Annotated in this window: 19 protein-coding genes and 4 tRNA genes; 14 read left to right on the top strand and 9 right to left on the bottom strand. The window is 21.0% G+C overall.

The features are described from left to right. Positions 1-507 precede the first annotated feature (507 nt). Positions 508-1,893, top strand: a complete 1,386-nt coding sequence (der, locus tag RJD44_RS02080) for a ribosome biogenesis GTPase Der (RefSeq protein ID WP_343189945.1) — start codon at positions 508-510, stop codon at positions 1,891-1,893. 25 nt (positions 1,894-1,918) lie between these two features. Here der and fdx read toward each other — a convergent pair whose 3' ends face one another. From fdx to RJD44_RS02060, 4 genes are all read right to left on the bottom strand, one after another. Then, on the bottom strand, positions 1,919-2,248 hold the full coding sequence (gene fdx / locus RJD44_RS02075) for an ISC system 2Fe-2S type ferredoxin (RefSeq protein ID WP_343189944.1): 330 nt from the start codon (positions 2,246-2,248) through the stop codon (positions 1,919-1,921). 82 nt (positions 2,249-2,330) lie between these two features. Next, complete coding sequence (gene hscB, locus RJD44_RS02070; protein ID WP_343189943.1) at positions 2,331-2,816, bottom strand: Fe-S protein assembly co-chaperone HscB; 486 nt, start codon at positions 2,814-2,816, stop codon at positions 2,331-2,333. A gap of 63 nt (positions 2,817-2,879) precedes the next feature. After that, positions 2,880-3,263 (bottom strand): Fe-S cluster assembly scaffold IscU, encoded by a 384-nt coding sequence (iscU, locus tag RJD44_RS02065; RefSeq protein WP_343189942.1) that lies wholly within the window; start codon positions 3,261-3,263, stop codon positions 2,880-2,882. A gap of 44 nt (positions 3,264-3,307) precedes the next feature. Then, complete coding sequence (locus tag RJD44_RS02060) at positions 3,308-4,519, bottom strand: IscS subfamily cysteine desulfurase (protein ID WP_343190126.1); 1,212 nt, start codon at positions 4,517-4,519, stop codon at positions 3,308-3,310. 197 nt (positions 4,520-4,716) lie between these two features. On the opposite strand from RJD44_RS02060, the gene RJD44_RS02055 reads away from it, so the two are divergent. From RJD44_RS02055 to epmA, 11 genes are all read left to right on the top strand, one after another. Next, a tRNA-Trp gene (locus tag RJD44_RS02055) sits at positions 4,717-4,790 on the top strand. A 149-nt stretch (positions 4,791-4,939) separates the two neighbouring features. Further along, positions 4,940-6,784, top strand: coding sequence for a dihydroxy-acid dehydratase (gene ilvD, locus RJD44_RS02050; RefSeq protein ID WP_343190125.1), 1,845 nt, complete (start codon positions 4,940-4,942; stop codon positions 6,782-6,784). Between the two features lie 85 nt (positions 6,785-6,869). Next, complete coding sequence (gene ilvC, locus RJD44_RS02045; protein ID WP_343189941.1) at positions 6,870-8,342, top strand: ketol-acid reductoisomerase; 1,473 nt, start codon at positions 6,870-6,872, stop codon at positions 8,340-8,342. A gap of 67 nt (positions 8,343-8,409) precedes the next feature. Next, on the top strand, positions 8,410-10,329 hold the full coding sequence (locus RJD44_RS02040) for a UvrD-helicase domain-containing protein (RefSeq protein ID WP_343189940.1): 1,920 nt from the start codon (positions 8,410-8,412) through the stop codon (positions 10,327-10,329). A gap of 67 nt (positions 10,330-10,396) precedes the next feature. After that, positions 10,397-10,726 (top strand): thioredoxin, encoded by a 330-nt coding sequence (gene trxA, locus RJD44_RS02035; RefSeq protein ID WP_343189939.1) that lies wholly within the window; start codon positions 10,397-10,399, stop codon positions 10,724-10,726. A 195-nt stretch (positions 10,727-10,921) separates the two neighbouring features. Next, positions 10,922-12,181, top strand: a complete 1,260-nt coding sequence (rho, locus tag RJD44_RS02030) for a transcription termination factor Rho (protein WP_343189938.1) — start codon at positions 10,922-10,924, stop codon at positions 12,179-12,181. Between the two features lie 275 nt (positions 12,182-12,456). Continuing rightward, a tRNA-His gene (locus RJD44_RS02025) sits at positions 12,457-12,529 on the top strand. Positions 12,530-12,554: 25 nt separating this feature from the next. Beyond that, positions 12,555-12,628 (top strand) — tRNA-Pro (locus RJD44_RS02020). Positions 12,629-12,700: 72 nt separating this feature from the next. After that, a complete protein-coding gene (dapF, locus tag RJD44_RS02015) occupies positions 12,701-13,546 on the top strand; it encodes a diaminopimelate epimerase (RefSeq protein ID WP_343189937.1) in 846 nt (281 codons plus the stop codon). A 177-nt stretch (positions 13,547-13,723) separates the two neighbouring features. Next, positions 13,724-15,202 (top strand): hypothetical protein, encoded by a 1,479-nt coding sequence (locus RJD44_RS02010; RefSeq protein WP_343189936.1) that lies wholly within the window; start codon positions 13,724-13,726, stop codon positions 15,200-15,202. A 104-nt stretch (positions 15,203-15,306) separates the two neighbouring features. Then, on the top strand, positions 15,307-16,290 hold the full coding sequence (epmA, locus tag RJD44_RS02005; protein ID WP_343189935.1) for an elongation factor P--(R)-beta-lysine ligase: 984 nt from the start codon (positions 15,307-15,309) through the stop codon (positions 16,288-16,290). 38 nt (positions 16,291-16,328) lie between these two features. Here the strand turns inward: epmA and RJD44_RS02000 are convergent, their stop codons facing one another. The 3 genes from RJD44_RS02000 to hslV form a co-directional block, all read right to left on the bottom strand. After that, entirely contained in the window at positions 16,329-17,078 is a 750-nt protein-coding gene (locus RJD44_RS02000; protein WP_343189934.1) for a ferredoxin--NADP reductase, read from the bottom strand. Between the two features lie 130 nt (positions 17,079-17,208). Continuing rightward, positions 17,209-18,543, bottom strand: coding sequence for an HslU--HslV peptidase ATPase subunit (gene hslU / locus RJD44_RS01995; RefSeq protein WP_343189933.1), 1,335 nt, complete (start codon positions 18,541-18,543; stop codon positions 17,209-17,211). Between the two features lie 9 nt (positions 18,544-18,552). After that, positions 18,553-19,083: an ATP-dependent protease subunit HslV gene (gene hslV / locus RJD44_RS01990; RefSeq protein ID WP_343189932.1), complete on the bottom strand. Its 531-nt coding sequence runs from the start codon at positions 19,081-19,083 to the stop codon at positions 18,553-18,555. Positions 19,084-19,325: 242 nt separating this feature from the next. On the opposite strand from hslV, the gene rpmE reads away from it, so the two are divergent. Next, positions 19,326-19,538, top strand: a complete 213-nt coding sequence (gene rpmE / locus RJD44_RS01985; protein WP_343189931.1) for a 50S ribosomal protein L31 — start codon at positions 19,326-19,328, stop codon at positions 19,536-19,538. 129 nt (positions 19,539-19,667) lie between these two features. On the opposite strand, the gene RJD44_RS01980 is transcribed toward rpmE, so the two are convergent. Together RJD44_RS01980 and orn are read right to left on the bottom strand one after the other, a co-directional pair. Continuing rightward, a tRNA-Gly gene (locus RJD44_RS01980) sits at positions 19,668-19,741 on the bottom strand. A gap of 65 nt (positions 19,742-19,806) precedes the next feature. Then, a complete protein-coding gene (gene orn, locus RJD44_RS01975; protein WP_343189930.1) occupies positions 19,807-20,349 on the bottom strand; it encodes an oligoribonuclease in 543 nt (180 codons plus the stop codon). Between the two features lie 133 nt (positions 20,350-20,482). On the opposite strand from orn, the gene pgi reads away from it, so the two are divergent. Beyond that, a complete protein-coding gene (pgi, locus tag RJD44_RS01970) occupies positions 20,483-22,096 on the top strand; it encodes a glucose-6-phosphate isomerase (RefSeq protein ID WP_343189929.1) in 1,614 nt (537 codons plus the stop codon). Positions 22,097-22,157 lie beyond the last annotated feature (61 nt).

The raw sequence follows: 22,157 nt of genomic DNA, 5'->3' as shown, positions 1-22,157 counted from the left end.
ATTTTATGTAAAAATATTTTACAACAATAAAATAAAGTTTATTAAAATTTCAAAAATAAAACAATACTAAATATTATATTAATATTTTAATAATAATATTTAAATTAAATATAAACTATAATTAAAACAATAAATAATTCTACAAAGTAGGATATATAGTAATATACTATTTAACTACAGTATTATTTATTAATTATATAATTAATATATTAACTAATATACTATTTAACTACAGTATTATTTATTAATTATATAATTAATATATTAACTAATATACTATTTAACTACAGTATTATTTATTAATTATATAATTAATATATTAACTAATATACTATTTAACTACAGTATTATTTATTAATTATATAATTAATATATTAACTAATATACTATTTAACTACAGTATTATTTATTAATTATATAATTTTATTTTTTTATTAAAAAAAATTTAACTTTATTAGTTTTTGTGTTTTAATATAAATTATTTATTTTTTATTACGAGTTATGTGCATGTTTGAAAATTATGTCAGCTTAATTGGTAGAACTAATGTAGGTAAATCTTCTTTATTTAATATGTTTCTTAATGATAATATTTCTATTTCTACAAGTTGTAAAAATTTTACTGTTGATTCTAAAGTAGCTTGTTTATGTAATTCTGATGAAAATTGTTTTTTGTTATCTGACAATGCTGGTATAAGAGAATTTAATGATGTTGATTTGTTTAATAAAATTAAAAAAAATATTTTTTATTATATTAAAAATTCTAAATTAATTTTATTTGTTATAAGTGCTATAGATGGAATAACATTTTTAGATATTGAAATTGCAAAAATTTTAAGAACTTTTAATAAAAAAGTTTTTTTAATAGTTAATAAATCAGAAAATTTTAATTTTTATACTTCTAATTTAGATTTTTATTCATTAGGTTTTAAGGATATATTTTTTACTTCTTCTTCTAATAATATAGGCATTAAAGATTTACTACATAATTTTATTGTACCATTTTTGAAAAAAAATAATTTTTTTTTTAGTTATAAGAAATGTATAGGAAATTTTTATTTTTTAAAAGATTTAAAAGTTTTGAAAAATTTTAATAAAAGTTTTACAACAATATCTGTTTTAGGAAAGCAAAATGTTGGAAAATCTACTTTTATAAATGCAATAGTTAATAAAAATAGATTAATTTCTAATAATTATTCTGGAACTACTACTGATAGTATTGAAGTTCCATTTTTATATAAAAAAAATAAATATATTTTTATAGATACTGCAGGAATTAAAAGATGTAAAGATTTTTCTTCTAAAATAGAATTTTTGTCTATAAGAAAATCTGTTGCATCTATAAAAAATAGTGATGTTATTTTATTAATAATTGATGCTACAAAAGATATTTCTAAATTAGATTTTTATATAGTTAATAAAATAATTTTGTTTGAAAAATGTTTTTTTATTTTAGTAAATAAGTGGGATTTATTAAGTGAAAATAAAAAAATAAGTTTTAAAAAAAAATTAAAATTTTTTTTAGATAAAATTATTTATGTTGATTATTTTTTTATTTCAGCAAAAAATAAATGTAATTTATTTTCTATATTCACGTCAATTAATAATATTAAAAGATTATTAAAAAAAAATTATTCTTCTTCTATTTTAACTAAAATATTAAAGAAAGTTATAAATAGGTATAAACCTCCTTTATTTAATAAAAAAAGAATAACATTAAAATATGCTAATTTAATTTCTAAAAGACCTTTTAGAATATTAATTCATGGTAATAGAGTTGAAGGAATAATTTCTTCTTATAAAAAATATTTAATAAATTCTTTTTCAAAATATTTATATTTAAAAAATATACCTTTAAAAATTTTCTTTAAAAAAAATAATAATCCATATATTTAAATATAAATATATAAATTTTTTTCTTTTATTTAGTATAATTAGAAGAATAATATGGTATTTTCACTACAATATTTTTTTTTCCTATTTTTGCTTGGCAAGAAAGTCTGCTATTTTCGTGTACGTTCCATGCTTTGTCTAATGTATCTTCTTCTTTTTCTGAACATTTTGAAAGTGATAAAAATCCTTTTTTTATTATACAATGACATGTAGTACATACACAAGATTTTTCACACGCATGTTCAATTTGTATTTTATTTCTTAAAGCAGCATTTAATATTGTTTCTCCAGTTTTAGCTTTTATTTCAGCTCCTTTAGGCAATATTATTTTATTTGGTAAAAATAAAATTTTTGGCATATTTATTCTCTTGTGATTTTTTTATATAAATATTTTATATACATATTATTTTTATTTCAATTTTTTTTTGAATAATTTTTTATTATTTTATTTTTGAAATTATTTTTTTAATAAATTTTAATTTTGTTAAAATATTTTTAGATTTTTCCCATTTTTTATTTTTTATGTTTATATATATTTTTTTATAATACATATGTTTTTTTTTTTTAATATTTTTTAAAAGTTGTTTTTTTTCTTTTTTATATTTTTTTGATTTTTTTATTTTTTCTATTTTTTTGTTTAATTTAAAAATATATATTAAAAATTTTGTTGTGCAGATTTCTTTTTTTTTAAATATTTTTAAATTATTTATTTTTATAATATATTCAGCTCTTTTTATAGGATTTTTTAATATTTTATATCCATTATTTATTTCGACAGATTTATTTTTTTCTGTTTTTCCATATTTTATATTCTTTATATTCATATCCGGATGAAATTTTTTTTGTAATTTATAAAAATTTCTTGATAATTTTTTATAATCAATTTTAAAATTTTCTTTAATGTTAAATATTTTAAAATAATTCATGTTTTTTTATCTTTTTTTTTTAGTGCTGAAAATTTTTTAGTTTCAGCACTATATTTTTGAGTTTTATTTTTTTTGTTTTTTATTATAATCTAATATTGCATTTTTTATAGCTTCTTCAGCTAATATTGAACAATGTATTTTTACAGGAGGTAAATTTAATTTTTTTACTATTTTTGTATTTTTTATTTTTTTTGCTTGATCTAATGTTTTACCCTTTATCCATTCAGTCATTAAGGAACTTGACGCTATAGCAGATCCACATCCGTATGTTTTAAAACAAGCATCTTCTATTACACCATGTTTATTTACTTTTATTTGTAATTTCATAACATCGCCACATGCTGGGGCTCCAACTAAACTAGTTCCTACATTTTTTTTTTTTGTAGAAAATGATCCAACATTTCTTGGATTTTCATAATGATCTATTACTTCTTTGCTATAAGACATTTATTTTACTCTTTTTTTATATTTTTTTAATATTTAAGTTTATTTTACTTTTTCCAATTAATTTTTTCTACATCTATTCCTTTTTTAAACATTTCCCATAATGGTGAAAGTTGTCTTAATTTTTTTACTGATTCATGTATTATTTTTATTGCATATTTTATTTCTTTTTTTTTAGTGAACCTTCCAAATGAAAATCTTATTGAACTGTGAGCTAATTCTGTTTTTATACCCATTGCTTTTAACACATATGATGGCTCTAAACTAGAAGATGTGCATGCTGATCCGGATGATATAGCTAAGTCTTTTAAAGCCATTATTATTGATTCTCCTTCTATATAGTTAAAACTAACGTTTAATATGTGTGGAGAAGTGTTTTTAAGATCACTATTTAAATATATTTCTTCTATGTTTTTTATTTTATTCCACAAAAGATTTCTCAATTTGTTTAGCATTAAATTTTCTTTATTAATATTTTTTTTTGCTATTTTGAATGCTTCTCCCATGCCTACAATTTGATGTACTGGAAGTGTTCCTGATCTCATTCCTCTTTCATGACCTCCTCCATGTATTTGAGGAGATATTCTTATTCTAGGTTTTTTTCTTATGAATAGAGCTCCTATTCCTTTAGGACCATATATTTTGTGAGATGAAAAAGACATTAGATCTATTTTTGTTTTTTTTAAATTTATTTTTATTTTTCCTACACTTTGTGTTGCATCTACATGAAAAAAAATATTTTTTTTATTACATATTTTACTAATTTTATCTATGTTTTGTATTATTCCAGTTTCATTGTTTACATGCATAATTGAAATTAATATAGTATTTTTTTTTATATTTTTTATTATATCTTTTATGTTTATTATTCCATTTTTTTTTGGAATTAAATATGTTACTTTACATTTTTCATTTTCTAAATATCTACATGTGTCTAGAACTGCTTTATGTTCTGTTGCGCTAGTTATTATATGATTTCCTTTATTTTTGTAAAATTTCATTATTCCTTTTATTGCTAAATTTATTGATTCAGTAGCTCCAGAAGTAAATATTATTTCTTTTGGATCAGATTTTATTAAATCTGATATTTGTTCTCTAGCTATGTCTACAGCTTCTTCTGCTACCCATCCAAATTTATGTGATCTTGACGCAGCATTACCAAAGTTTCCATTTTTTGTTAAATATTTTAACATAACTTTCACAACGTTTTTATCTACTGGAGTAGTAGCTGCATAATCTAGATAAATTGGTGTTTTTATTTTTTTCATTTTTTATATATTTTTATAATTTGTCTATATTGTTTTATAAAATGTTATATATTTTACTAAATAAAATATATAGACTATATTTTTTTTTAATAGTATTATATTATCATGTAGTTTTTTTATTAAGAAAAAATTTTGTGTTTTTAAAGAAAATAATATTTTTATCTTGTAAAATTGCTAAAATATTTTTTAGGGGTGTAACTCAAATTGGTAGAGTGTCGGTCTCCAAAACCGGATGTTGGGGGTTCAAATCCCTCCTCCCCTGCAAAAGTTTGTTTTGTTTTATATCCTATTTTTTTAATAAATCTTTTTATGACAATCAAAATGTTTTTTTAAGTTTTATAAAACATATAAATGATTTTTTTCTTAAATATTTTTAATTTATAAAAATATTGTATATTTGGAGTTTTTAAAATTATGTTATACAGGTCTTATATCACTACTCAAGGAAAAAATTCATCTGGTTCTAGAGCTCTATGGAGGGCTACTGGAATGAATGATAATGATTTAAAAAAACCAATTATAGCAATAGTAAATTCTTTTACTGAATTTGTTCCAGGACACATTCATTTGAAAAATTTAGGAAACTTAGTTGCTAAAGAAATTGTTTTAAATGGAGGAGTTCCAAAAGAATTTAATACTATTGCTATAGATGATGGAATAGCTATGGGTCATGCAGGTATGTTATATTCTTTACCTTCTAGAGAAATCATTGCAGATTCAATAGAATACGTTATAAATGCACATTGTGTTGATGCAATGGTATGTATTTCTAATTGTGATAAAATTACTCCTGGAATGTTAATAGCAGCTTTAAGATTAAATATTCCAACTATTTTTGTTTCTGGAGGTCCAATGGAATCTGGAAGAGTAAAAATTAATGGGAGTACAAAAAAAATAGATTTAGTTGATGCTATTGTATATGGTTCAAAAAATAAAAAAAACGATTTTTCTAAATTGATAGAAAAAAATGCATGCCCTACTTGTGGATCTTGTTCTGGTATGTTTACAGCAAATTCTATGAATTGTTTAACTGAAGTGTTAGGAATATCATTTCCTGGTAATGGAACATTACTTGCTACTCATATTAACAGAAAAAAATTATTTTATCTTGCTGGTAAACACATAGTTAAAATTACTAAAGAATATTATATTAAAAACAATTTTAATGTTTTACCGAATAGATTAATAAATAAAGACTCATTAAATAATGCTATGTGTGTAGATATAGCAATGGGCGGTTCTACAAATACAATTTTACATTTATTAGCTTTAGCAAAAGAAGGTAATATAAGATTTAATATTTCAAATATTGACAAATTATCTAAAATGATTCCTTATATTTGTAAAATTTCACCTAATTCTAAAGATTATTATGTTGAAGATTTTCATAGAGCTGGAGGTGTTATGGGGTTATTAGGAGAATTGTATAGAGGAAACTTTCTTAATATAAAAACTATAAATTTTCTTGGATATAATATTAAAGAAATGATATTGAAATATGATATAATGTTATCTAAAGAAAAAGATATAAAAGAAATATTTATGTCTGCCCCTAAAGGTAAAAAAACTATAGTTCCATTTTCTCAAGATTGCAGATGGGAAAATTTAGATAAAAATAGAAAAATTGGTTGTATAAGATCTATAAAAAATTCTTATAGTAATGATGGTGGAATAGCAATTTTATATGGTAATTTAGCTAAAAATGGATGCGTAGTAAAAACTGCTGGAGTAAATAAAAAAAATTTAATTTTTTCTGGGCATGCAAAAGTTTATGAAAGTCAAGAAGATGCTGTAAACGCAATATTAAAAAATAAAATTGTTAAAGGGGATGTTGTTGTAATTAGGTATGAGGGTCCTAAAGGTGGTCCTGGGATGCAAGAAATGTTGTATCCAACTTCTTATTTAAAATCTTCAGGTTTAGATAAATATTGTGCTTTAATAACAGATGGAAGATTTTCAGGAGGAACATCTGGTTTGTCAATAGGTCATGTGTCTCCTGAAGCAGCAAGTAAAGGAATAATATCTTTAGTTAAAAATAATGATATAATTAATATTAATATTCCAAAAAGAACTATTTCATTAAAAGTTTCTAAACAAGAATTGTTACATAGAAGAAACTTTCAAAAGTCTAGAGGTAAAAAAGCTTATAGTCCTATTTATAGAAATAGAAAGGTATCTGCTTCATTAAAAATATATTCTTATTTTGCTACTAGTGCTGATGAAGGAGCATATAGAGATATAAATAAAATATTATAATTAAAATAAAATATAAAAATATATTTTTTGAGTATTTTAAAAAAATATATTTTTAATTTTTTTTAAAAAAATTTTTGGAGACGTTATGAAAAATTATTTTAATACGTTAAATTTTAGACAGAAATTAAAAGAATTAAGAAAATGCAGATTAATGAAAAAAGAAGAATTTTCTCAAAAATTAAAAATTTTACAAAATAAAAAAATAGTCATAATAGGATGTGGGTCTCAAGGATTAAATCAAGGTCTAAATCTTAGAGATTCTGGATTAAATGTATCTTATGCTTTAAAAAAGTCTTCTATAGAAAATAAAAATCACTCTTGGCAAAATGCTAAAAATAATGGTTTTGTTATTGGAACATATGAAAAATTAATTCCACATGCAGATTTGGTAATAAATTTGACTCCTGATAAACAACATTATAATGTAATAAGTCATATAGAAAAATTAATGAAATCTAATTCTGTATTAGGTTATTCTCATGGGTTTAATATTATTGAATATGGTCAAAAAATAAGATCTGATATAACAGTTATAATGGTTGCTCCAAAATGTCCAGGAACAGAGGTTAGAGAAGAATATAAAAGAGGATTTGGAGTTCCTACTTTAATAGCAGTGCATTCAAAAAATAATAAAAAATGTTTAGGTTTAGAATTTGCAAAAGCTTGGGCATATGGAATAGGAAGTCATCATGCTGGTGTAATAGAATCTTCTTTTTCAGCAGAAGTAAAATCTGATTTAATGGGTGAGCAAACAATATTATGTGGTATGCTCCAATCTGGATCAGTAGTATATTATAATAAGTTAATTGATAGAAATGTAAATAAAAATTTTGCATGTAGTTTGATTCAAAATGGATGGGAAGTTATAACTGAAGCTTTAAAACATGGAGGAATGACTTTGATGTTTGATAGAATGTCAAATTGTTCTAAAATAAAGGCTTATAAAATTTCTAAAAAATTAAAAAAATTATTTAGACCTTTATTTAAAAAGCATATGGATGATATAATTTCTGGTAAATTTTCAAAAAATATGATAAATGATTGGAATAATGATGATAAAAAGTTATTATATTTTAGAAATTTGAATAAAAAGTATGAGTTTGAGAATGCTAAAAAGTTTAATAAACAAATTTTAGAAGAAGAATATTTTGAAAATTGTATTTTTATGATAGCTATGTTAAAATCCGGAATAGAATTGTCATATGAGATAATGTTAGAATCAGGTATTTGTAAGGAGTCAGCTTATTATGAATCTTTGCATGAAATACCTCTTATAGCTAATACAATATCTAGAAGAAAACTTTATGAAATGAATTTAGTTATTTCTGATACAGCAGAATATGGAAATTATATGTTTTCTAAAAGAGCAATTCCAATGTTGAAAAAATTTATTAATGGTTTAGATAATGTTGAACTATTTAATTTGAAAAAATCTAATTTTCGTGTAAATAATAAAGAATTATCTGAAATTAATAATAATATAAGAAATCATAATATAGAAATAGTTGGGGACAAATTAAGAAAATATATGAAAAAAATGAAAAATATATCTTTTTAATGACTTTTTTATGAATAATTATTTTATATAATTATAAAATTATATATATTTAAAAAAATAAAAATTTATGTTGTTAAACAATGTACAAAAATATGCTGTTGAGTTTATTTCTAATCCTTGTTTAGTTATAGCTGGCGCTGGATCTGGAAAAACTAGAGTTATAATTAATAAAATTGTTTATTTAATTAAAACTTGTAAATTAGATCCTAAAAACATATTTGCATTAACTTTTACTAATAAAGCTGCTATTGAAATGAAAAATAGAATTAAAAAAATTTTAGATAATAAAAATGCTAATTTTTTGAATATTTCTACTTTTCATACTTTAGGAATAAAAATTTTAAAATTAGATCATGAAAATTTATTTGTAAAATCAAATTTTTCTATATTTGATAGATCTGAGCAAAATATTATTTTAAAAGATATTGCTAAAAAATTTTTGAATGGAAATTCAAATTTATTAAAAAAATTAATTTTTTTTATTTCAAAATGTAAAAATGAATTTATAAATTTTTATGATGCAAAAAAATTAGCTAAAAATTCTTTAGACAATATTTTTGCTAATTGTTATGAAATATATGAAAAATATTTAAGAAATTTTAATATTTTAGATTTTGATGATTTAGTTTTTTTACCTGTTTTATTACTGAAGAAAAATTTGTTTTTAAGAAATTTTTTTAGAAAAAAAATTAAATATTTGTTAGTTGATGAATATCAAGATACAAATATTGTGCAATATAAACTTATAAAATTATTAAATAATTCTAAAAATTTCACATTAGTTGGTGATGATGATCAATCTATTTATTCTTGGAGAGGAGCAAATCCTAAAAATTTTTTTTTGTTGAATCATGATTATCCTAATATAAAGATAATAAAGTTAGAACATAATTATAGATCTTCTGGTAGAATTTTAAATGTAGCTAATATGCTAATTTCAAATAATTCTCATTTATTTTCTAAAAAATTGTTTTCTAATTTTGAATATGGCTCTACTATAAAAATAATATCAGCTAAAAATGAATTAGATGAATGTAATAGAATTGTTGACGAAATAATAAAGTATTATAATTTTAGTAAAAATGAATATAATGATTTTGCTATTTTATATAGAAATAATCAACAAGTAAAAATTTTAGAAAAAGTGTTGTTAATTAGATCTATTCCATATAAAATATTTTCAAATACATCTTTATTTCACACTGTAGAAATAAAAAATTTATTAAATTATTTAAAATTGATTATTAACATAAATAATGATTTTTCTTTTTTACAAGTTATAAATACTCCTAATAGAAAAATAGGTAAAATTACATTACATAAACTAAAAAAATTTTCTGAAGAAAATAAAATTAGTTTATTTAAATCTTGTTCACACAAGAAAATACATAAAAATTTAAATTTATATAGTTTGAAAAATTTAAAAAAATTTATTTTGTGGTTTAATAAAATTTTAATTTTTTCTAAATCTTATCCAGAAAAAGTTTTATACAAAATAGTAAAAGATACAAATTATATAAGTTGGATAGAAAAAAAAAATAATAATTCAGAAAAATTATATTGTTGTATAAAAAATTTAAAAACTTTTTTATTATGGGTAAAAAATTTTTGCATAAATAGAAATAAAGATAATAAGTTAATTTTTCAAGAAATAGTTGAAAAACTTTTGATAGAAGACGAAAATGATAGAAAGGATATAAAAAATAAAAATTTTGTAAAATTAATGACATTACATTCTTCTAAAGGTTTAGAATTTCCTTTTGTTTTTATAATGGGGATGGAGGAAGGATTATTGCCTCATTATTCTAGTATTGTTAGTAACAAAATCGATGAAGAAAGGCGTTTAGCATATGTAGGTATTACTAGAGCTAAAAAACAATTGATATTAACATTTTCTAAAATTAGAAAAAAATATGGAGAAAATATTTCTACTACTCCTAGTAGATTTATTAAAGAATTACCTAAAAAAGATTTAAAATGGATATAATTATTTTAGAAATTTTTTTGTTATTTGTTAGAATATATATATTATATTTATTTTTATATAAAATATTATGGAACATAATAAAATAATTAAATTAAATGATAAAAATTTTAAAAAAAATGTATTAATGACAAAATGTTTAATATTAGTAGATTTTTGGGCTGAATGGTGCAGTCCATGTAAAATTTTAATGCCTATTTTGGAAGATTTGTTAAAAGAATACAAACATAAAATAAAAATTGGAAAAGTTAATGTTGAAAAAAATGTTTTGTTAACAAAAAAATATTTTATTAAAAGTATACCAACTTTGATGTTATTTAAAAATGGAATAGTTAAAGAAACTAAAATAGGATTTATTTCTAAAAATCAATTAAAAGATTTGTTAAATAATTATATATAAAAATTTTAAAAAGCGGTTTTATTTTTTAAAACCGCTGGTTTATGTATATTAAATATAATATAATTCAAATTATATAAAATCTTATAAATAAATAAGAATGATTTTTATTAATTTTATTTTTATTAAATAAATATTGTTATTCTTTTAACAATCATTAAAAGATTTGAATCCCAGTTTACTAAGAATATAAAAACGATGAATCTTACCGAATTAAAAAAAAACCCGGTTTCTGAACTAATTATTCTCGGTGAAAAAGTGGGGCTAGAACATTTAGCAAGAATGAGAAAACAAGACATTATTTTTTCAATACTTAAACAGCATTCAAAGGGAGGAGAAGATATATTTGGAAATGGAGTATTGGAAATATTACAAGATGGTTTTGGCTTTTTAAGATCTTCTAATAGCTCTTATTTAGCAGGTCCAGATGACATATATGTATCTCCTAGTCAAATAAGAAGATTTAATTTGAGAACTGGAGATACGATATCTGGTAAAATAAGACCCCCAAAAGAAGGAGAAAGATATTTTGCTTTATTGAAAGTAAATGAAGTAAATTATGATAAACCTGAAAGTTCAAGAAGCAAAATTTTATTTGAAAATTTAACTCCATTACATGCTAATTCTAGATTAAGAATGGAAAGAGGGAATGGATCAACTGAAGATATAACAGCAAGAGTATTGGATTTGTCTTCTCCTATAGGAAGAGGGCAAAGAGGTTTAATTGTAGCTCCTCCTAAAGCTGGTAAAACAATGTTATTACAAAATATTGCACAGAGTATAACTCATAATTATAAAGATTGTGTTTTAATGGTGTTGTTAATTGATGAGAGACCTGAAGAAGTTACAGAAATGCAAAGATTAGTTAAAGGAGAAGTTGTAGCATCTACTTTTGATGAGCCTGCATCTAGACATGTACAAGTGTCTGAGATGGTTATAGAAAAAGCGAAGCGTTTAGTAGAACATAAAAAAGATGTAGTAATTTTATTAGATTCTATTACTAGATTGGCTAGAGCTTATAATACTGTTGTGCCGGCTTCCGGTAAGGTTTTAACTGGAGGAGTTGATGCTAATGCATTACATAGACCTAAGAGATTTTTCGGAGCTGCTAGAAACGTTGAAGAAGGTGGTAGTTTAACAATTATAGCAACAGCTTTAATAGATACCGGATCTAAAATGGATGAAGTTATATATGAAGAATTTAAAGGTACAGGTAATATGGAATTACCTCTTTCCAGAAAAATAGCAGAAAAAAGAGTTTTCCCTGCTATAGATTATAATAGATCTGGCACTAGAAAAGAAGAATTATTGACTTCTAAAGAAGAATTAAAAAAAATGTGGATTTTAAGAAAAATAATACATCCTATGAGTGAAATTGACGCTATGGAATTTTTAATAACTAAATTATCTATGACTAAAACAAATAATGATTTTTTTGAAATGATGAAAAGATCATAGATTATTTTTTAATTTATTTTAACATTTTTTTAAAAAATATTTTTATGATATTTATAGAATTTTTAAACATGTATGATTAACATATAAAATATTTTATTGAAATATTTTTTTTATATAATATAATTAATATTTGTTTTGTATTAAAAATATATATTCGTTATATTGTTCTTAATAAATGTTTTTAACTTATTTTATATGAAAATTAAATTTTATTTTTTTTATATAATTTAGTATAATATTATTATATTTTTTAATAAATTTAGTTAATATAATTGGTGATTATAGCTCAGTTGGTAGAGCCCTGGATTGTGGTTTCAGTGGTCATGGGTTCGAATCCCATTAATCACCCATAAAATTTTTAATATGATTTTGTCGGCGAATAGCGCAGTTTGGTAGCGCAACTGGTTTGGGACCAGTAGGTCAGAGGTTCAAATCCTCTTTCGCCGATCAAAATTTTATAACTTTTTTTTAAAAATATAAGCATAAAAAATATTAATAATATTTTATAAGAAAATTTTTATGAAATTGATAAATTTTTCAAAAATGCATGGTTTAGGGAATGATTTTGCTATATTTAATAATTTACATAATAAATTAAATTTTAATAGTGTGATAGTAAAAAATTTATCAAATAGAAATACTGGGATAGGTTTTGATCAATTAATTTTAGTAGAAAAAAGTTTTAATAAAAAAATAGATTTTATTTATAGAATATTTAATTTTGATGGCACAGAAGTTTCTCAATGTATTAATGGAGCAAGATGTTTTGGAAGATTTATAAATATAAAAAAAATTTCAAAAAAAAATAATATTTGTATAGTTACTAAAAATCAAAAAATTTATTTAAAAGATATAAACAAAAAATATATTTCTGTAAATATATCTAATCCTAGTTTTGATCCTAATGATATTCCTTTTTTAGATAAATATTCTAAAAATGGATATATAATATCAAAAAATTTAAAAAAAATAAAGTTTTTTTTAATTTCTTTAGGTAATCCGCATTGTGTAATTTTTGTAGATAATATTTTTTTAGAAAATATAAATTTAATTGGATCTTTTTTAGAAAAACATGTTTTATTTCCAATGGGAGTTAATGTAAATTTTGTGGAAATAGTTTCTAGAAAAAAAATAATTGTAAGAACATATGAAAGAGGTGTTGGTGAAACACAAGCATGTGGTAGTGGTGCTTGCGCTTCAGTTGCAATAGGAGTAAAAAACGGTGTTTTAGATAGTAATGTTAAGGTTAATTTGTTGGGTGGTAAATTATATATTTCTTGTAAAAAAAATTTTAAAGACATTTTTGTATGTGGTAGCGCTATACATGTTTATGATGGTTTTATAGATTTAGAAAAATTTTGTTAAACTTTTTTCTTATTAATTTTATTATGTATATTTTGTTTTTTAAATTTTTTTAATAATTTTTTATATATATTTTAAAAATATTAAATAAATTTTAGTTTGATAAAATAAATTACTTGACTAAATATAAAAAATTTAATTAAATGAAAATTATAGAATATGCATTTAGGGCATAATATTATGTCATATAATTGTAATATAAATGAAACAAAATCTGTAAAACATGTTATAAATGTTAATTCTAAAAGTAATGTAACAAAGAACAAAAATGATGTGATCAAGAATTACAAGGTTAATACATTTAAAAATCCTAAAATTAATACAACATCTGAAATAGTTTCTAAAAAAAAACCTTTTTCTTATCATAAACCAACACAACAAAATCCTGCTTATAAAGTAGATGAAAAAAAATATTCTAAAATGTTAGAAGAATGTAAACAGAATGTTGTAAATGATAAAAATAATACATTATTTACTATTGATAAATATCAAACAGTAAAATATATTGAAAAAGGTCCTGAAACATCAAAATTTAGACTTTTTTATAATAAAGATAAAAATAAAGTGGTATTTTTATCTCAATTAATAAAATGTAAAAATTCTAAAATTGATAATGAAAAAAATGATGCTATAAATAATAGTATTATTTCTACTATATTACCAAAATTAAGAATTTTTAAAGAAGATTATAAAAAAAAATTAAAATCTGCTGAAAAAATTTCTTATTCTTCTTTTTCTTCAGATTATGATAAGTCTACTAAAATGTATAATTCTAAAAAAGTAGATTTACAAATTGATAATAAAAAAAGAAATGTTGAATATAATTTAACAAAAAATTTTAAAAATTTTAATGTTTCCAGTGATAAATCTGAAAAAAAAGTTTCTAAAAATTTTACAAATTATAAAATTTCTAAAAATAATAATATAAAACCTCCTTTTCCGAAAAATTGTACTGCTATAAAAGAAGAAAAAAAAGATGTATATAAGCATGATGCAAAAATAGTACATATGAACGCTTTTCCTAAACATAACAGATGTTGTCCAACTTCTAAAATATCTACTCGAAAAATTGATCCTAAAGATAAAATAGTAGAGATAGATAAACATGGAAATAAATGGAAATTGTTAAATGATGCTAATGAATCTGTTTCTTTAGTTAATTTTGGCAAAGATATACAAAAACATTTTGTAATGTTAAACAGCAGTAATAAAGAAAATTTAAATAGAATTTTTTTAGCTGAGTTAGGCGGCGTAAAAATGTCTATAAATGGTCAAAATATTTCTACCAGCAGAGTTCCTCAATCAGTGTTTGATAATTTTCTAAGAGTTTTACCTAATATGTCAGATAGAAAATTAGTTTCTTGTTTTGCTCAAGAAGGTATTTTGTCTAAGTCTTTTCTTGAAATTACAAAAAAATTTCCAGACATTTTAAAATATGCATTTTATAATCCAAAACTTTCTTATAAAATAAATAAAATTGATGAAAACACTTTTGGATTAGATGTTTGTAGTATTGCTCATTCTAGAGATTATAGCCCTTTCTTTAGTGGTAGTATTCCATTTAAAGATCAAAAAATACATTCATATGGTATGAAATCTAATATAATTTTTTCTAAAATTAGTAATCCAATAATTAAAAATTTATTTTTTATTAAATAAATATTTTTTTATAATTTTTGTATAAGTTATTTTTCAACTTTCTTAAAAGTTTACAAAACTATGTTTAGTTTTGTAAACTTATAAATAATATTTTAAATATTTTTATGAGCAGAACAAAAACATTTTTTTATAAAACAAAAATAAAAAATTTAATATATAGATCTAAAATTATTTTTAAAATTAGAAAATTTTTTAATAATTTAGGTATTTTAGAGGTAGATACACCTATTTTATCTAGACATTCAGTATCTGATTGTAATATAAAATGTTTCAAAACAAATTATTATGATAATAAAATTAATAAAAATATAAATTTATGGATGATACCTAGTCCAGAATATCATATGAAGAGATTATTGTCTAGAAAAATAGGATCAATATATCAAATATGTCACAGTTTTAGAAATGAAGAATTTGGAAAATATAATAATCCAGAATTTACTATTTTAGAATGGTATATGGTAAATAATAATATGTTTCAACTCATGAAAGAAATAGATATTTTTTTTCAAAAAATATTTAATTTTAAAAAATCTCAATTTTTTTCTTATAAAAAAATTTTTATGAATTTTTTAAAAATTGATCCATTTAAATCTAGAAAAAAAGATTTGGTAAAGAAAATAATAGATTTGGATCATTTTCATTTGATAAAAAATGAAAAATTTTTTAATAAAAAAGATTTATTAGAAATTCTATTTTTAATAGGTATAGAAAAACATTTAGGCAAAAAAAGACCTACATTTATTTATTATTTTCCATCTGATCAAGCATTATTATCTTCTATAAATAAAGCAAATAAAAAACTAGCAAATAGATTTGAACTATTTTTTAAAGGAATAGAAATTGCTAATGGTTTTTATGAATTAAGGAATAGAAAAGAACAAGAAAATAGATTTGAGAATGATAATAAATTGAGAAAACAAAAAGGTTTAGAAGAAGTAAAATTAGATAATTTTTTTTTAGATGCATTATCAAAAGGTATTCCTAAGTGTTCAGGAGTAGCTATTGGGATAGATAGATTAATCATGATTAAGTTAAAAAAAAATAATATTGCTAAAGTAATTCCATTTTCTATACATAATTGTTAATTATTTTTAGAATTTTTTTTATAAAATAAAAAAATTTATTACCAATAATTTTCCATTGTTATGTTTCCTGGTTTTTTTATTAGATGTTTTTTTAAATTATATTTTTCTTCTAATATTTTTTTTGTATCTTTTAACATTTTTGGATTTCCGCATAACATAATATGTGAATCATTAGGATTTATGTAAATTTTAATTTTTTTTTCTATTTTATTGGTTAATAATAAATTTGGTATTCTGCCAAACAGACATTTTTCACATTTTTCTCTACTAATTATTTTTTTAAAAATAAATTTGTTTTTATATTTTTGTGATATTTTTTTTATTATGTTTTTGTAATTAAAATGTTTTTTATATCTTACCGCATTTAAAAGTATTATTTTTTTAAATTTTTTTATTTTTTTACCTCCATGCTGTAAAATAGATAAATATGGTCCTATGGCTGTTCCAGTAGAAATCATCCATAAATGTTTTGTTTTTGGTATGTTTTCAATTGTAAAAAATCCAAAAGATTTTTTATGTATTAAAATTTTATCTTTAATTTTTAAATTAAATAATTTTTTTGTTAAAATGCCATCTTCAATATATGCTATATAAAATTCTATATTTTTGTCTTTTGGAGAATTTACATAAGAATATGCTCTTTGTATTTTTTTTCCATTTTGAAATATTGCTATTTTTGTAAATTGACCAGCTTTAAAAGGCAATATTTTTGCATTTACAACCAAACTAAATAATGGAAATTTCCATTTTTTTACTTTTACTACAGTTGCTGTTGTCCAATTATTCATATTATTCTCTATATATTTTTATGTAAATGTTTAAAAATATTATACTATAAGTTATCATATTGTTAAATTATTTTATATTTTCTTATCTCAGATTATTTCTAAGATAAGAAAAAATTTTTTAAATAGTTTTTTATAGTACAAATTTACTAAGATCTTCATTTGATACAAACTTATCTAGATGTTTTTCTACATATTTTTTGTCTATTTTTATTGTAGTATTTTTGTTATCATTAGAATTAAATGAAATATCTTCCATTAATTTTTCTAAAACTGTGTGTAATCTTCTAGCTCCTATATTTTCCATAGATTCATTTACTCTCCATGCGGCTTCTGCTATACATCTGATACCATCTTTTGTAAAAATAATTGTTATTCCTTCTGTTTTCATAAGAGCTTTATATTGTATAGTTATAGAAGAATTTGGTTCTGTTAAAATTCTCTCAAAATCGTTTATAGTTAATGATTTTAGCTCTACTCTGATTGGTAATCTTCCTTGCAATTCTGGTATTAAATCTGAGGGGGTAGAAATTTGAAATGCTCCTGATGCTATAAATAATATGTGATCTGTTTTTACGGTTCCATATTTTGTTGATACTGTGCATCCTTCTACAAGTGGAAGAAGATCTCTTTGTACTCCTTCTCTAGATATGTCAGGTCCTGAATTTATTCCACTTCTTTTACATATTTTATCTATTTCATCTATGAAAACTATGCCTTTTTGTTCTACTGCACTTATAGCTTTTTTTTTAATTTCTTCTGGATTTATTAATTTTGATGCTTCTTCTTCAGTTAATATTTTCATAGCATCTTTTATTTTTAATTTTCTAGTTCTTTTTTTGTTACTTCCCAAATTTTGAAATAAAGATTGTAGTTGATTTGTAAGATCTTCCATTCCTGGAGGAGCCATAATTTCTACACCTAATGGAGTAACTGCTACATTTATTTCTATTTCTTTATCATCTAATTTTCCTTCTCTAAGTTTTTTTCTAAATGATTGTATTGTTGCTAATGGTCTTTGATTTGGATCTTGAATTCCCCAATTGTTTTGTACCGTTGGAACTAAAACAGCTAATATTTTTTCTTCTGCTATTTTTCTAACTTTTTTTTTATTATTTTCAATTATTTGTATTCTAACTATTTTCATTGCTAAGTCTGTTAAATCTCTTATTATTGAATCTACTTCTTTTCCTACATATCCTACTTCTGTAAATTTTGTTGCTTCTATTTTTATAAATGGAGAATTCGCTAATTTCGCTAATCTTCTAGCTATTTCTGTTTTTCCTACTCCTGTAGGTCCTATCATAAGTATGTTTTTAGGTGTTATTTCATGTCTTAGTTCTCTATGTACTTGCATTCTTCTCCATCTATTTCTTAATGCTATTGCTACTGCTTTTTTTGCTTTTTTTTGTCCTATTATAAATTTGTTTAATTCTTTGACAATGTCTTTTGGAGTCATTTCTGACATATTTGATCCTTATTTTTTTGAAGATAATTCTTTTATTGTAAAAAATTGATTTGTATATATACAAATGTTTGATGCTATTTTTAAAGATTCTTTAACTATTTCTTTAGCCCCTAATTTAGAATATTTTAATAATGCTTGTGCTGATGCTTGAGCATATGCACCCCCAGATCCTATTGCTATCAAATCATTTTCTGGTTTAATTACATCTCCATTTCCTGTTATTATTAATGAAGTACTTTTATCAGCTACAGCTAATAATGCTTCTAATTTTCGTAATATTTTATCTGTTCTCCAATCTTTTGCTAGTTCTATCGCAGATCTTTGTAATTGACCTTGATGTACTGCTAATTTTTTTTCAAATAGATCAAATAATGTAAATGCATCTGCAGTACTTCCCGCAAAACCAGCAATTACTTTTTTATTATATAAGTCTCTAACTTTTTTTACATTATTTTTGATAACTGTATTTCCTAAAGTAGCTTGACCATCCCCGCCTATTACTACTTTTTTTTTTAATCGGATACTTAATATAGTAGTCATAGAATCCTTATTATTTATTTTAATTTATTTAAAAATTTTATTTAATTTTGTATAAATATAATGATATTTTTTTAATTTTTTTATTTTTTTTGTATAAAAAATTTATATTTATAATTTTTTGTTTATGTATTAAAATATATATTAAATAATATTTTTGATTCATTTATATAATTTTAATAAAAAATATATTAATATTAATTTTTCTTTATTAGTTTAGTAAATTTTATTTAAAAGGTTAAAATATGAAAAAAGACATACATCCTGATTATAAAAAAATAATTGCTACTTGTTCATGTGGCAAAAAAATAATTTTTTTTTCTACTATAAAAAAAAAAACTATAAATTTAGATATATGTGGTTCTTGTCATCCATTTTTTACCGGGAAGCAACGTGTTGTAGATACTAGTGGTAGAATTGAAAGATTCAATAAAAAATTTAAAAATTTTCAAAACTAACTAAATAATTATATAAACATATTATATTTATTTATGTAATATTAAAATATTATTTTTTACTTTTTATAAAAAGAACACTATTTTTTTTGATAACTAAAAAATTAATAATAAAAATATTTAAAATTGTATAGCGGGAAACGAGATTCGAACTCGTGACCTCAACCTTGGCAAGGTTGCACTCTAACCTACTGAGCTATTCCCGCTTTAATTATAAAATTATATATTAATATTTTTTTTTAAACAAGTTTTTATTTTTAGTAATATTTTTTTATTTACATATAAAAAAATTTTTTTTATAATATAAAAGTTCTTTTATTGAAGATTTTATATCTTCTATTGCTGTGTGTTTTTTTTCTTTTTTAAAATTTCTATATATTTTTTTATTCCATATTTTTGATAATTCTTTTATGGAACTAACATCTATTGTTCTATAATGAAAATAATTTAATAATTTGGGCATAAATTTTTTTAAAAAAATTCTATCTATATTGTTAGAATTTCCGCACATTGGTGATTCTTTTTTCTTAGTAATTTTTTTTATAAATTTTATTATTTTTTTTTCTGCTATTTTTTCAGTATATTTGCTGTTTTGTACTTTTTTTAATAAACCACTATTTTTATGTGTTTTTTTATTCCAATTATCCATTTTTTTCAATATACTTTTTTTTTGATATATTGGTATTGATATAATTCTATCTTTTATTTTTAAATTTATGTCTGTAACTATTATTCCTATTTCTAAAATAAAATTTTTTTCAGGATTTAAACCTGTCATTTCTAAATCTATCCATATTAATTTTTTATTTTTCATATTTTATATATTTTTTATTATTTTTATCTTATACTTTTATAAAAATTAATATTTAATTTATAATTTTATTATATAACTGATTTTAGATTAATAATAATATTATTTTATTAATAAAAAAGTATAAAAAAAATATATGGTATATAAAATTTTTGAAAAAAATAAATATTTTGGTGATTTATGTAATAATTTTGAAAAAATAAAGAATTTTGATATAAAAGATTTCTTTATAAATAATAACAATAGATTTAATGAATTTTCTATAAATTTTATGGACATTTTAATATTTGATTATTCCAAAAATATTATTGACAAAAATACTATTTTTTATTTATTAAAATTTATTAAAGAAATGAAAATACAATCAGAAATAAATAAAATGTTTAGCGGTCAAAAAATAAATAAAACTGAAAATAGTGCTGTTTTGCATACTGTTTTAAGAAAACCTGAAAATTTTAATAGTAGTTTAAACAATTTGAATATAAATTTAGAAGTTAAACAATCTTTAAAAAAAATGAAAAATTTTTCTTATAATGTGATTAACGGTACGTTAAAAGGTTGCACTGGTAAAAAGATAACTGATGTAATTAATGTTGGCATAGGTGGATCAGAACTAGGACCTAAATTAGTGAATAATTTTTTAAAGGACTATAGAAATAATTTAAAAATACATTATTTATCTAATGTAGATAATAATAATTTGATAGACATATTAAAAAAAATAAATTTAGAAACTTCATTATTTTTAATAGTATCTAAAACTTTTACTACTTCTGAAACTATTACTAATGCAAATAGTATAAAAGAATGTTTTATAAAAAAATTTGGGGGTGAAAAAAATATTTTTAGACATTTTTATGCAATTTCTAATAGCATAAATAATCCTATAAAATTTGGAATATCTAAGGAAAATATTTTTAAAATTTTTAATTGGGTTGGAGGAAGATATTCTATTTGGTCATCAGTTGGTTTATCAACAATGTTATCTATAGGATATAAAAATTTTAAAAAATTTTTATATGGAGCTCATATAATGGACATGCATTTTTTGCATGAAAAATATAGTAAAAATATTCCAATATTATTAGCTGTAATAAGTTTTTGGTATAATATATTTTTTGATGTAGAAACAGAAGTGATTTTATCATATAGCACTAGATTAAAAAATTTTGTTGATTATTTACAACAATTAAGTATGGAATCAAACGGAAAGAATGTTGATAGAAATGGTAAAGAAATTTTATATAATACTAGTCAAATTATATGGGGTGGTGTTGGTACAAATTGTCAGCATTCTTTTTTTCAATTATTACATCAAGGAACAAGATTTGTTTCATGTGATTTTATTTCTTTTGTTAACAATTTTCATAATTCATTTGCTAACCATAATATAAATTTATTATCTAACTTTTTTGCTCAAACAAAAGCATTAGCTTTTGGAAAGAAATTTTCAAAAAAAAATAATAATATATTTTATAAAAAATTTTTTGGTAATATACCATCTAATTCTATAATGTTTAGAAAAATTGATCCAGTTAGCATTGGTATATTATTGTCTATGTATGAACATAAGATATTTGTTCAAGGAGTACTTTTAAATATTTTTAGTTTTGATCAATGGGGTGTTGAATTAGGAAAAAGTGTATTTAAAAAAATATATAAATGTCTGAAAAGAAACAAACGTATTAATTATACATATGATAGTTCTACATATGGATTAATAAAATATTATAAAAAATGGAAAAAATAAAGGTTTTTTTTAATTTTATGATATTATATTATAATATAAAATTTTTGTTTTAATTTTTTAT

This window comes from Buchnera aphidicola (Astegopteryx bambusae), assembly GCF_039365365.1.
GTDB lineage: Bacteria > Pseudomonadota > Gammaproteobacteria > Enterobacterales > Enterobacteriaceae > Buchnera_G > Buchnera_G aphidicola_B.
The sequence above is the reverse complement of the archived record's forward strand: the minus strand, read 5'-3'. Positions and strand labels throughout refer to the sequence as shown.

What these genes read in the sequence shown, in the direction of transcription:
- der (WP_343189945.1), top strand. Translation starts at nt 508, where the DNA reads ATGTTTGAAAATTATGTCAGCTTAATTGGTAGAACTAATGTAGGTAAA.
- fdx (WP_343189944.1), bottom strand. Translation starts at nt 2,248, where the DNA reads ATGCCAAAAATTTTATTTTTACCAAATAAAATAATATTGCCTAAAGGA.
- hscB (WP_343189943.1), bottom strand. Translation starts at nt 2,816, where the DNA reads ATGAATTATTTTAAAATATTTAACATTAAAGAAAATTTTAAAATTGAT.
- iscU (WP_343189942.1), bottom strand. Translation starts at nt 3,263, where the DNA reads ATGTCTTATAGCAAAGAAGTAATAGATCATTATGAAAATCCAAGAAAT.
- ilvC (WP_343189941.1), top strand. Translation starts at nt 6,870, where the DNA reads ATGAAAAATTATTTTAATACGTTAAATTTTAGACAGAAATTAAAAGAA.
- RJD44_RS02040 (WP_343189940.1), top strand. Translation starts at nt 8,410, where the DNA reads ATGTTGTTAAACAATGTACAAAAATATGCTGTTGAGTTTATTTCTAAT.
- trxA (WP_343189939.1), top strand. Translation starts at nt 10,397, where the DNA reads ATGGAACATAATAAAATAATTAAATTAAATGATAAAAATTTTAAAAAA.
- rho (WP_343189938.1), top strand. Translation starts at nt 10,922, where the DNA reads ATGAATCTTACCGAATTAAAAAAAAACCCGGTTTCTGAACTAATTATT.
- dapF (WP_343189937.1), top strand. Translation starts at nt 12,701, where the DNA reads ATGAAATTGATAAATTTTTCAAAAATGCATGGTTTAGGGAATGATTTT.
- RJD44_RS02010 (WP_343189936.1), top strand. Translation starts at nt 13,724, where the DNA reads ATGTCATATAATTGTAATATAAATGAAACAAAATCTGTAAAACATGTT.
- epmA (WP_343189935.1), top strand. Translation starts at nt 15,307, where the DNA reads ATGAGCAGAACAAAAACATTTTTTTATAAAACAAAAATAAAAAATTTA.
- RJD44_RS02000 (WP_343189934.1), bottom strand. Translation starts at nt 17,078, where the DNA reads ATGAATAATTGGACAACAGCAACTGTAGTAAAAGTAAAAAAATGGAAA.
- hslU (WP_343189933.1), bottom strand. Translation starts at nt 18,543, where the DNA reads ATGTCAGAAATGACTCCAAAAGACATTGTCAAAGAATTAAACAAATTT.
- hslV (WP_343189932.1), bottom strand. Translation starts at nt 19,083, where the DNA reads ATGACTACTATATTAAGTATCCGATTAAAAAAAAAAGTAGTAATAGGC.
- rpmE (WP_343189931.1), top strand. Translation starts at nt 19,326, where the DNA reads ATGAAAAAAGACATACATCCTGATTATAAAAAAATAATTGCTACTTGT.
- orn (WP_343189930.1), bottom strand. Translation starts at nt 20,349, where the DNA reads ATGAAAAATAAAAAATTAATATGGATAGATTTAGAAATGACAGGTTTA.
- pgi (WP_343189929.1), top strand. Translation starts at nt 20,483, where the DNA reads ATGGTATATAAAATTTTTGAAAAAAATAAATATTTTGGTGATTTATGT.